The sequence below is a fragment of the Protofrankia sp. CiP1_Cm_nod1 genome (assembly GCF_920888515.1).
Lineage (GTDB): Bacteria > Actinomycetota > Actinomycetes > Frankiales > Frankiaceae > Protofrankia.
Genome location: NZ_CAKKTM010000195.1, coordinates 28,303 through 38,934 on the forward strand (window position 1 = coordinate 28,303; position 10,632 = coordinate 38,934).

Annotated in this window: 10 protein-coding genes and 1 pseudogene; 6 read left to right on the forward strand and 5 right to left on the reverse strand. The window is 72.4% G+C overall.

The window, feature by feature from the left end; all coding sequences use genetic code 11:
* Positions 1 to 165 precede the first annotated feature (165 nt).
* Positions 166 to 588, reverse strand: coding sequence for an RpiB/LacA/LacB family sugar-phosphate isomerase (locus tag NBX02_RS08995; RefSeq protein WP_250281739.1), 423 nt, complete (start codon positions 586 to 588; stop codon positions 166 to 168).
* On the opposite strand from NBX02_RS08995, the gene NBX02_RS09000 reads away from it, so the two are divergent.
* The gene (locus NBX02_RS09000) at positions 582 to 980 is read left to right on the forward strand and encodes a Clp protease N-terminal domain-containing protein (protein ID WP_250281737.1); all 399 of its coding nucleotides are present in this window, start codon (positions 582 to 584) and stop codon (positions 978 to 980) included. The two genes, NBX02_RS08995 and NBX02_RS09000, sit on opposite strands and share 7 nt — an antisense overlap.
* 168 nt (positions 981 to 1,148) lie before the next feature.
* Here the strand turns inward: NBX02_RS09000 and NBX02_RS09005 are convergent, their stop codons facing one another.
* The 4 genes and pseudogenes from NBX02_RS09005 to NBX02_RS09020 form a co-directional block, all read right to left on the reverse strand.
* Positions 1,149 to 1,400: a hypothetical protein gene (locus tag NBX02_RS09005; protein WP_250281735.1), complete on the reverse strand. Its 252-nt coding sequence runs from the start codon at positions 1,398 to 1,400 to the stop codon at positions 1,149 to 1,151.
* A gap of 701 nt (positions 1,401 to 2,101) precedes the next feature.
* On the reverse strand, positions 2,102 to 2,743 hold the full coding sequence (locus NBX02_RS09010) for a TetR/AcrR family transcriptional regulator (RefSeq protein ID WP_250281734.1): 642 nt from the start codon (positions 2,741 to 2,743) through the stop codon (positions 2,102 to 2,104).
* 170 nt (positions 2,744 to 2,913) lie between these two features.
* Positions 2,914 to 4,266: pseudogene (tnpB, locus tag NBX02_RS09015) on the reverse strand (IS607 family element RNA-guided endonuclease TnpB).
* The gene (locus NBX02_RS09020) at positions 4,263 to 4,835 is read right to left on the reverse strand and encodes an IS607 family transposase (protein WP_250281730.1); all 573 of its coding nucleotides are present in this window, start codon (positions 4,833 to 4,835) and stop codon (positions 4,263 to 4,265) included. The pseudogene tnpB and the gene NBX02_RS09020 overlap by 4 nt, the downstream one beginning before the upstream one ends.
* Before the next feature lie 34 nt (positions 4,836 to 4,869).
* Here NBX02_RS09020 and NBX02_RS09025 point away from each other — a divergent pair, with 34 nt between their 5' ends.
* The 5 genes from NBX02_RS09025 to NBX02_RS09045 form a co-directional block, all read left to right on the forward strand.
* Complete coding sequence (locus tag NBX02_RS09025; protein ID WP_250281728.1) at positions 4,870 to 5,820, forward strand: metal-dependent hydrolase; 951 nt, start codon at positions 4,870 to 4,872, stop codon at positions 5,818 to 5,820.
* Entirely contained in the window at positions 5,820 to 6,944 is a 1,125-nt protein-coding gene (locus tag NBX02_RS09030; protein ID WP_250281726.1) for a 2Fe-2S iron-sulfur cluster-binding protein, read from the forward strand. The genes NBX02_RS09025 and NBX02_RS09030 overlap by 1 nt, the downstream gene beginning before the upstream one ends.
* A gap of 105 nt (positions 6,945 to 7,049) precedes the next feature.
* The gene (locus tag NBX02_RS09035) at positions 7,050 to 8,021 is read left to right on the forward strand and encodes a M24 family metallopeptidase (protein ID WP_250281724.1); all 972 of its coding nucleotides are present in this window, start codon (positions 7,050 to 7,052) and stop codon (positions 8,019 to 8,021) included.
* Positions 8,018 to 9,844, forward strand: a complete 1,827-nt coding sequence (locus NBX02_RS09040; RefSeq protein WP_250281722.1) for an SDR family oxidoreductase — start codon at positions 8,018 to 8,020, stop codon at positions 9,842 to 9,844. Before NBX02_RS09035 ends, NBX02_RS09040 begins: the two co-directional genes overlap by 4 nt.
* Before the next feature lie 450 nt (positions 9,845 to 10,294).
* Positions 10,295 to 10,632 (forward strand): hypothetical protein (locus NBX02_RS09045; protein WP_250281720.1); only part of this gene is annotated, 338 nt, incomplete at its 3' end.

Consider the following 10,632-nt stretch of genomic DNA (forward strand, 5'->3'; position numbering starts at 1 on the left):
AATAGTTGATCTCTCTTGGAGACCGGAGACCGGAGACCGGAGAGCGGAGACCGGCGACCCGGTGCCGCCTGCCCGAATGCCAGTCCGATGGCGAACAGCGGCAGCTGGGGCCCGCCGTCGGTGAAACTTCCCGGCCGGTAGGCCCCGTGCTACCGGGGCGCGTGGTCAGCCGTCGATGTCTCGCAGGCCCTGGATCACGGGTAGTTCCTCGGGGTCGGGCTCGGTCTGCTCCAGGAAGGCGCGTACACACTCGACGGCGACGTCGGGGGCCAGGCGTTTGAGACTCAGGGCCAGGACGTTGGCATCGTTCCACAGCCGCGCGCCGCGGGCCGTCCACGCGTCGGCGGCCGTGGCGGCCCGCACGCCACGTACCTTGTTGGCCGCTATCGCGGTGCCGGTGCCCGTCCAGCACATCAGCACCCCGTAGTCGACTTCGCCAGCGACGACCGCTTCGGCTACGGTACGTGACATATCGGTCCACACCGTGGACTCGCTCGGGAACACCAGCTCATGTTCGGTGCGGATGAACTCGCGCACGGCGTGGACGCACTCGTTCTCGCTGTCGGCCGCGAACCCGATCCGTGTCATCGCCTTGTCCTCCAGCCGCCTCGTCCTCCAGCCCCATCGCCGACCGACGTATCATCGACGACCTCTTCCCCGTCTTCAACGTCCCTTTCCCGGCGTCCTTCGACGTTCCGTTCCAGGTCGAAACGGCATGCCGACGCGCCGCCGTCCGCTTCCTCGACCGTGACCCGATGGATGGCCCGCGGACGAGCCGCTCGCGCCACGCAACAGGCGTTCCTCGCCGACGTGCTCTCCGTGACTCCTGCCGATACATCGGCACCGAACACATCCTGCTCGCCCTGCTGGAGCGGGAGGACGGCGACGGTGCGCTGTCCGGGCTCGGCGTCGACAGGGCCGCCGTGGAGACACAGCTCGCCACCGCCCTCGCCGCGATCGTCGCCGGCAGGAAGGCATGACCGCGGCGGCATACCGGCATACCGGCATACCGGCGCGCCGGTCCTGCCAGGGCTTCACGCGGGAACGGCCGGTTGGCGCGCGATGTGGACAGCCGCGCGCCAACCGGCCTGTTCAACTGGATTCGGGGCGCACACGCGTATGCGGGTCACGCGCCCCGGTGGGGGTCGTCAGTCGGCTCCGGGGACGGTGACGTTCTTCTCGTTGAAGCCGAAACCATCCTGGGTGGCCTGCTGGCGGAGCGCGTCGAAGGAGCTCTGGCTGGCGTTGACGTCAGCCTCGGTCGCGCTGCCGTTCTTGAGCTTGTCGACGAGAGCCGTGAAATTGTTGCTGATCGACTGTACGGCGTTGCACAGCGTCGGATTGGCCACCGCGAACCCCTTGGCGACCTTGAGCTCGTGGGCGGTGAACAGACCGGCCACCGCCGCCTTGGCGAGCGTGCGCCCCCGGTTGTCCGCGTTCGCTCTGAACTTCCCCTCCCGTGCCGGCTTGTAGATGTACCGATGGAAGGCACCCAGCCCCAGGCCGGCGTGCAGCGCGAAACGGGTCTTGGCCAGCGGCCTGCTGTTCTCGCCGCTCGGACAGGTGCCTTCGTAGGGGGTTTCGGCGGCTGCCGGCTCGGACGCGGCGGCGGCTGGTGCCGCGCTCCCGCCGCCGGTCGTCCTGGAACCGCACGCACCGACAAGTACGACGGAGAGCAGTACCGCCAGCAGGACTGCCCCGCATTGTGTCGCACGGGTAACTGGGCTTTACGTGATACCGGAACCATCATCACCTGACCTCGCACAGAGTTCGGCCTCGTCGACAGCCTGGGTGTTCGTCATTGCCGACGGCTTACCGCGTCGTGAGTCGCGACGGGGACGGCTCGCTTACCGGGCCCCGCGGAAATGCCCGCGGGAATGATGGTGCCCAGGGAGCAGCCGGGCGGAACACGAACCTGCCCGCCGGCTCTGCCAGCCGTCCCGCCGGCTGTTTTGCCGATTGCCCTTTTGGTTGTCCTTGTGGCCACCCTGACGGCTTGACTGTCTTTTAGCTGACCTGGCGGGATTGCTGTTCCCGGCGGGTTGGCTGTTCCTGGCGGGGGGCCGGGCGGGTCGTACGGCGCTGGTGGTGACGGTGGCGCTCAGGCGCGACCGCGGATGCGGTCCGTGAGCCGCTCGTACTGCTCGGAGTCGTTCAGGGCGGCCATGACGATCTGGTGGCAGGTGCGTTCGCACAGGTTGACGAGGTCGGCCCGGTCCATGGCCGGCTGGTCGAGCCAGGTGAGGACGACCTCCTCCATGTATGCCAGCCAGCCGGCCACGGCCATGGTGAGGGCGGGGGTGGCCGGCGCGCCCGCGGTGGTGAGGCCCTCGGTCAGCCAGCCCGTCAGGGTGGCGCGGGTCGAGCGGTGCAGGGTGCGCATGTCGCTGCCGCCGTCGAGCCGGGTGATGGCCAGGTAGACGTCGGGGTGGCGGCAGACGTACTCGACGAAGGTCTCGACCCCGGCGCGCAGCTGCTCGCCGGGAGCCAGGGACGGGTCGGGGCGCAGGTGGTCGAGGAGCTCCTCGGCGGCTGCCCGCAGGACGGCGTGCCGGAACCCGCGCTGCGAGCCGAAGTAGTGGAACAGCAGCCCGGGGGAGACGCCCGCCTCGGCGGCCACGCTCTCGACGCGGACGTCGTCGATCGTCCCTCGTTCCAGGACGTGGCGGGCGGCGGCCAGCAGTTGGCCGCGGCGGTCGGCGGGCAGGAGCCGGGTGCCGCGCACGCCGGTAGGACGAACCATGTGCCCATCTTATTAACCAAAACTCAACAGAACTATTGACTCCAGCTCAACAGGGCCTACTGTTGACTAATCCTCAACAATGGTGCGTCACTGTCCTGGGCCGGGGCCGCACCCCGCGTCTTCTTCCGCCCTCGCCACGTGATGGAGGAGCGCTCCGATGCCGTTGCGAGTCATGAAGCATGAGTAAGCCTCTGCCTCGCAGCCACCCTCGATGGGATGGCACCCCCGGTCTGACCCGCTCGCGCGGTGCCGGGTTCCCGCTTCACAGGCACCTGCCGCGCGAGCGCGGTCTTACGGTCGCCTCCACGGGCGTTTTGCGTCTCCGACGCACTGGCGGCGACGAGGTCACGCAGGTTGACCGCGGCGTTCACGTCGCGGTCAACCGCCAGCCCGCAGGACGGGCAGGTGAACGTGCGGTCCGACAGCGTCAGGCTTGGGTTTCGCCTGCCGCAGCCGGAACAGGTCCTGCTCGACGGGTACCAGCGGTCCGCGACGACCAGCCGGGAGCCGTACCACGACGTCTTGTAGACGAGCTGGCGGCGGACCTCGGCCATCCCCGTGTCGGAGACGGCGCGGGCAAGGTGCCGGTTACGCGCCATCCCGGCCACATGCAGGTCTTCGACCACGATCACGTCGTGGGTCTTCGCGAGCCGGGTGGTGAGCGTATGCAGGCCGTCGCGGCGCTGGGCCGCGACGCGGGCGTGGATACGGGCGAGCCGGGCGGCACGCTTGTGCCGTCCCACGCTGCCAGGCTTGGACCTGGTGTAGGCGCGCGACGCGGTCCGCAGCCGACGCAGCGATGTGGCCAGATGTCTCGGGTTCGGGATCGTCTCGCCGGTCGAGAGGACCGCGAGGTGCTTCACGCCCAGATCGACGCCGACCGCGCCGCCCGTGCGCTGCCGCCGGGACGGGGTGTCGGGGATCTCACGGTCGACCTCGACGGTGAACGACACGAACCAGCGCCGCGCGGTGCGGGACACGGTCGCGCCCAGCAGCCGAGCCCGGCCGTCGGCGAGCCGGCTGGTCAGCGCGCCCATTGGCTCGTGGACCCGTACCCGGCCGATCCGGGGCAGCTTCACCCGCCGGTCGCCGGCCGGCCCGTAGACACCGGTCGTGTAGCGGAACGAGTCGCGTGCCTTCCCCCGCTTCTTGAACCGCGGGAAGCCGACCCGGCGGCCCTTCCGCTTGCCGTTCTTCGCGTCGGAGAAGCTCTTCAAGGCCCGCGCCAACCGGTCAAGCCCCGCGGAGAATGCCTCCTTCGAGCACCCCGCCCACCACGGCGCCACGTCGTTCTTCCTCTGGTTCCACCGCAGTCACAGCGCGGGCAGCGTCCACGGCACCGGGGTCAGCTGGTCGCCGTCCACGCCGTAGGTCTTCTCCGCGTCCCGTTGCGCGAGGGCGGCCTTCACCCGGGCCAGCCCCCAGTTGTAGGCGAACCGGGCCGCCCCGGCGTGCCGCCGGAGGTCTGCGAGCTGGGCGTCGTTCGGGTCGAGCGCGAACCGGTACGCCTGCAACGTCCTCACTCGGCCGCCCCGGTAGCGGCTTCGACAGCCCGGCGGGCCCTGTCCGCGGCGGCGCGGCGGCCGTACAACCGGGCGCACATCGACGTCAGGATCTCGGTCATGTCTCGGACGAGGTCGTCGTCGACCTCGGCGGGATCGACCACGAGAAGCCGCCGGCCGGAGGCGGCGAGGGCAGCTTCGACGTATTCGGCGCCGAAGCGGGCGAACCGGTCGCGGTGCTCGACGACGATCGTGGAGACGTCCGGGTCGCGCAGCAGCGCGAGGAACTTCTTTCGGTGGCCGTTGAGTGCCGAACCGACCTCGGTGACGACCCTGCCCACAGGTAGGCCCTGCCCGGTGGCCCAGGCGGTGACGCGGGCGACCTGCCGGTCTAGGTCTGGCTTGTGGTCCGCGGATGAAACCCGGGCGTACACCACGGTCTGCCCCGCCGGCCGTTCGACGGCCTCCGGCTCAACCAGGATCAGCCGGCCCACTCTGCGGGCCGGCACCGGCAGCTTGCCTTCCCGAAACCATCGGTATGCGGTGACGTGGTGCACTCCTTCCCGCTCGGCCCACTGCTTCAAGTTCACTCAAACATCATACTGCATACTCACTGGAGAACAGATGGGCACCCCTGCCACCGCCCGCGCCGCGTCCACCGCGTCCACCGCCCGCGCCGCAGCCACGTTCGAGCCCGACGGCCTGGTCCTGCGGCCGCGTGACGTCCGTTTCGACTGGTCACGGCTTCCGACGCCCTGGATTCCGGGCGAGCCCGTCGCCAGCCACATCATCAACGTGCTGCATCTGCTGCTGCCCGAGGGCGAGCGCTGGTTCGTGCGCGTCTTCCAGCGCGCACTGCCGATGATCACGGACGACCGGGTGCGGGAGGACGTGCTCGGGTTCATCGGCCAGGAGGCCATCCACGCGCAGGCCCACCAGGGGGCGCTCGACCACCTGCGCGCGGGCGGGCCGGACCCGGACCCGTATCTACGCCAGCTTGAGTGGTTCTTCCACCGGGTGCTGGGGGAGCGCCCAGGGCTGCCGCCGGGGCGTGCCCGGGAGCAGGTCGTTGAGCAGGTGGCGATCATCGCCGCGGTCGAGCACTTCACCGCTTTCCTCGGCGACTGGGTGCTCAGTGCGGACGCCCTGGACCGGGCCGGCGCCGACCCGGTGATGCTGGACCTGCTGCGCTGGCACGGCGCGGAGGAGATCGAGCACCGCAGCGTCGCATACGACCTGCTCAGGCACCTGGACCCGGGCTATCCGCGGCGGATCCGCAGCATGATGATCACCGGTCCCATTCTGTACTGGTTATGGATCCGTGGAGCGCGTTTCCTGATGGCCGCCGATCCACGGCTGGCCGGATCGCGGCCGGGCGGGCCACGGCGGGTGGAGAGCGGGCGTGCCTTCCTCGCGGCATCCCGGCGGGGGCTGCTGCCAGCCCCGGGCCAGGCCGTGCGCTCCGGGCTGCGCTACCTCAGGCGTGACTACCACCCCACGCAGGAGGGCTCGGCCCGGCAGGCGGCCGCCTACCTCGCCACCTCCCCGGCCGCCCGCGCCGCGGCCGCCCGCTGATGTCCGGGCCTGGGCATCACCCGGCCGCGGCGGGCCGGCACGTTCCTCCCGACCTGTACGGCAGGCCCCGTGCCGACCGCGCGATGCGGGCGCTGGCCGCCGTCGGTGACGTGCTGTTCCCGCTGGTCGTCCGGTCGGGCGGACGCCCGGGCAGCCGTCGGCACCGGTCCACGCCGCCGCCCGCGCCCGCGTCCGCGCTGAACCTCGTGGTGGCCGGCCGCGGGTACGTGGCCGACGACGTCGTCCGCCTGCGGCTGGCCGCTCCCGACGGGGCCGTGCTGCCCGCCTGGCGGCCCGGCGCCCACCTCGAGCTGCGCCTGCCCTCCGGCCGCCGGCGCCGGTACTCCCTGTGCGGCGACCCCGCCGACCGGGGCGTCTACCAGATCGCGGTCCGCCGCGTCGACGGCGGGGGCGGCGGGTCTGTGGAGGTGCACGACGCCCTGCCGACGGGCAGCCGGCTCGCCGTGGGCCGGCCGCGCAACGCCTTCCCGTTCGCCGGCGAGCCCCGCGTGCTGTTCGTCGCGGGCGGTATCGGCATCACCCCGATCCTGCCGATGGCCCGCGAGGCCGCCCGGCTCGGCCTGGACTGGCGGCTGGTGTACAGCGGCCGCGGCCGCGCGTCGCTGCCGTTCACCGACGAGCTGCGCGGGTTCGGCGGCCGGGTGGAGATCCTCTCCGGCGGGGAGCGCGGGGCTCCCGACGCCGCCGGCCTGCTGCGCCGCGCCCCGGCCGGGGCCGCCGTCTACGCCTGCGGCCCACCTCCCATGCTCGACGGCATCCAGGCGGCCTTCGACGCGAGCCCGGCCAGCGGCCTGCACGTCGAGCGCTTCGCGCCCGTCCCGCCGCCCTGGGACGGCCGGCCCTTCGAGCTGCGGCTGGCCCGCAGCGGGCGCGTGCTGCCCGTGCCCGCCGACCGCTCCGTCCTGGACGTGCTCGCCGAGGCCGTCCCCACGGTCGCGTACTCCTGCCGGCGGGGCTTCTGCGGGATCTGCCGCCAACGCGTCCTCGCCGGAGCCGTCGATCACCGTGACCATCGGCTCACCGACACCGAGCGTGCCGACGGCGCGATGCTCGTCTGCGTCTCCCGCGCCCGCGCGGGCGAAAGCCTCGTCCTGGACCTGTGATCTCTTAGTCACCCCGAGCCTCTTGCTCACCCCAAGTAGTCGAACTGTGTAGTCGTGCGAAGTGCCCACCCGAACCGGTGGGCACCCGACCCGGAGGCGACATCCATGACCGCACCGCTCCGGACACCGGCCCGGACATCAGCCCGCCGGCGCTCCCAGGCCACGACGGCCTTCCCGTACGACGGCGGCGACCTCGACCGTTTCCGTGAGCTGCAGCGGCTCGCCTACGCCTGCGCCGAGCGGGTCGGGGCCTGGCTGGAGCCCGGCGTGACCGAACGCCAGGCCAGCGCGCGGCTGGGCCGGGAGTTGGCCGCCGCCGGCGTCCAGGACTTCTTCCACATCCCCTTCGCCTGGTTCGGTGACCGGACCGCCTTCCGGCACTTCCGCACGCCGCTGCAGTTCTTCCCGAGCCGGCGCAGGCTCGAGGAGGGCATGCCGTACATCCTCGACTGCGCTCCCGTCATCGACGGCTACACCGCCGACATCGGGTACGCCGGCCGGGCCGGCGCCAGCCCCGTCTGGGACAGGATCGACCGTGACCTGCGCGAATACCGCGACCTGATCGTCGCCGAGGCGCGCCGGCGCACACCGCTCAACGAGATCTACGCCCGGGTGGACGCGCTCATCGCCCGCCACGGCTACGACAACCGGCACCGGGTCTACCCGGGACGGGTCATCGGCCACCAGATCACCCGCACGACCGCCCGCGGGCCCGCCGGGGTCAGCGTCCTCGGCTTCGGCGTACGGACGCTGCAGACCCTCGGCCGCGAGTTCCTCGGCGAGCGCCGGTACGGCCGGTCGCCGCTGTGGGCCGACGGCCGTGCCTCCCGGCACGCGCCCACGCCGGGGCTGTGGGCAGTCGAGCCGCACGTCGCGTTCCGCGACGTGGGCCTGAAGTTCGAGGAGCTGCTGGTGGTCACCGAGGACGACGCCTACTGGCTCGACGACGACCTGCCGCACGTACGCCGCTGGCAGCGGGCCGCGGACACCTCGTCGGATCTCGCGGTGCCGGATCTCGCGGTGCCGGGTGTTGTGGTGCCGGGTGTCGCGTCGGGCGTCGCGGTGGAGGCGCGATGAGGCGGCGGGCGGTCGTCTCCGCCGGTGTGCCGCTGGCCATGTACGAGCAGGGCAACCCGGCCGGGCCGACGGTGCTGCTCGTGCACGGCTACCCCGACACCCACGGGGTCTGGGACGACGTCGCCGCCGCCCTCGCCGCCGACGGCCACCATGTGGTGCGCTACGACGTGCGCGGCGCCGGGGCCTCCGGGGCGCCGAGAGGGGTAAGCAGCTACCGTCTGTCGCATCTCGCGGACGATCTGTTCGCAGTGGCCGACGCGGTCAGCCCGTACCGGGCGGTGCACCTCGCCGCCCACGACTGGGGGTCCATCCAGGCCTGGGAGGCCGTCACCGACCCCCGGGCGGCGGGCCGCATCGCCTCCTATACCTCCCTGTCCGGCCCCTGCCTGGACCACGCCGGCCACTGGGCGCGCCGCCGGCTCGCCCGCCCCACCCCGCATCACCTCGGCCAGCTGCTCACCCAGGCCACGCGCTCCTGGTACATCGGCCTCTTCCACCTGCCGCTGCTCGCCCCGGCCGGCTGGCGGCTCGGGCTGGCCGCGCGGTGGGGGAGCGTGCTGGCGCGTGCCGAAGGGGTCACCCCGCGGGCCGGCCACCCGCGGCCCACCCTCGCCGCCGACGCCGTCCGCGGGATCGCGCTGTACCGGGCCAACATGCTGCGCCACCTGCTGCGGCCCCGGCAGCGCCCGACCGCCGTACCGGTGCAGCTGATCACTCTTACCCGGGACCGCTACGTCAGCCCCGCGCTGGGCGACGATCTCGACCGCTGGGCGCCCCGTCTGTGGCGGCGCACCCTGACCGCCGGGCACTGGTCCGCACTGCTTGAGAAAGGCCCCACCGTGGCACAGATGATCGGAGAAATCGCCGCGCACGCCGACGGCGCGCCCGCCGCCCCCGCCCTCGAGCGGGCCGCCGCCTCGAGCCGGGAACAGGCCGCCAGCCAGCGCCAGCGCCTCCGCCTCGGCCCGCGCCTCGGCCCGCGCCTCGGCCGTGGCCTGGAGCGGGCGGCTTTCGCCGGGAAGCTGGCCGTCGTCACCGGCGGCGGCAGCGGCATCGGACGGGCCACCGCGCTGGCCTTCGCCGAGCACGGCGCCGCCGTCGTGGTCTGCGACCTCGACCTGGCCACCGCCGAGCGCACCGTCGAACTCGCCCGCCTGCTCGGCGCACCCGAGGCCCACGCCTACCGGGTGGACGTCGCCGACAGCGCCGCCGTCGACACCTTCGCCAGAGAGGTGGCCGTGGCCCACGGCGTCCCCGACATCGTGGTCAACAACGCCGGTGTCGGCCACGGCGGCACCTTCCTGCGGACCACCGAGAAGGAGTGGCGGCACATCCTGGAGGTCAACCTCGGCGGGGTCGTCCATGGCTGCCGCGCCTTCGCCACCCTGATGGTCGAGCGCGGGGAGGGCGGTCACCTCGTCAACGTCGCCTCCGCCGCCGCGTACCTGCCCAGCAAGGTCCTGGCCGCCTACGCCACCAGCAAGGCGGCCGTCTACATGCTGTCGGACTGCCTGCGCGCCGAGCTCGCCCCCGCCGGCATCGGCGTCAGCACCATCTGCCCCGGCCTCGTCAACACCAACATCGCCCGGACCAGCACCTTCTCCGGCCGTTCCGCCGACGGGCTCGACGCCACCCGCGACCGCTTCGCCGCGCTCTACGCCAGGCGCAACTTCCCCCCGGAGAAGGTCGCCTGGCAGATCCTGCGCGCTGTCCGGGAGAACAGGGCCGTCGTCCCGGTCACCGTCGAGGCCAGGGCCGGCCGCCTCCTCAGCCGGCTTTCCCCGGCCCTGACGCGCGCCGCCGCCCGCATCGACATCGACTGACACGACCGGACCCTGCCCGGCGGGCTGCTGCCCACCCTGGCCGGTGACGCGCTGGCGAACCTCGTCCGCCACCTGGACAGCCGCCGCCGCGCAGCGCACGGCCGGCTGGGTCCGTGGGGCCCGCCGCCGGTGCCAGAAGATCTTCGGGACGGCCGCGGTTCCCCGCCACGCGGCCTGAGCGGTCGCGGCCCGGACCGCTCCGAGGGCTCGGGACCAGGGGGAGCCGCCGTCGCAATGGCCGGTTTTTTCAGGGTTACCACTGATGCCGGCCGCTTCCGTGCGGAGCAGACTCGCCGCTGTGAGCAGTCCCGCCTCGCGGCGGGGCGCGACGACAGCGGGCGCGTGTCGGCTCCGGGGCGCGCCCGCTCCTCGCCGAGGCGGGTTCCCCGCGGTCCCACCGGCATGGCGAGGAGTTTCCTGCCGGGCCCTGCCGAGAAAGGGGTGGTTGCGATGCCGCAGCACATCCGGAAATACTGGGGGGCGCTGCACGGGCGCCAACAGCTGAACTTCAACTGGGGGGCGATAAACGCCAACTCGATCGTGCACGTCGCGGCCAGCGAGTATATTCCGGTGACCGACCCGGACGCGCACGGCGGGTTCGCCGACCAGAACCACCAGCGGTTCATCGGGGCGGCGAACGTGACGGTGTCCAATATCGCCCCGCACGGCGCGCCCTGGGATCCGAACAACGGGGTGACGTTCGTCGTCAACGTCGACTGGCCCAGCCCGATATACATCGTCACGGACATCACGGTCTTCGACGAGGGGCCGGTCGAGATCCAGAACTA

Bases quoted from the DNA above. Each gene is read 5' to 3' on its own strand.
- NBX02_RS09040 (WP_250281722.1), top strand. From the start codon at position 8,018: ATGAGGCGGCGGGCGGTCGTCTCCGCCGGTGTGCCGCTGGCCATGTAC.
- NBX02_RS09030 (WP_250281726.1), top strand. From the start codon at position 5,820: ATGTCCGGGCCTGGGCATCACCCGGCCGCGGCGGGCCGGCACGTTCCT.
- NBX02_RS09025 (WP_250281728.1), top strand. From the start codon at position 4,870: ATGGGCACCCCTGCCACCGCCCGCGCCGCGTCCACCGCGTCCACCGCC.
- NBX02_RS09010 (WP_250281734.1), bottom strand. From the start codon at position 2,743: ATGGTTCGTCCTACCGGCGTGCGCGGCACCCGGCTCCTGCCCGCCGAC.
- NBX02_RS08995 (WP_250281739.1), bottom strand. From the start codon at position 588: ATGACACGGATCGGGTTCGCGGCCGACAGCGAGAACGAGTGCGTCCAC.
- NBX02_RS09035 (WP_250281724.1), top strand. From the start codon at position 7,050: ATGACCGCACCGCTCCGGACACCGGCCCGGACATCAGCCCGCCGGCGC.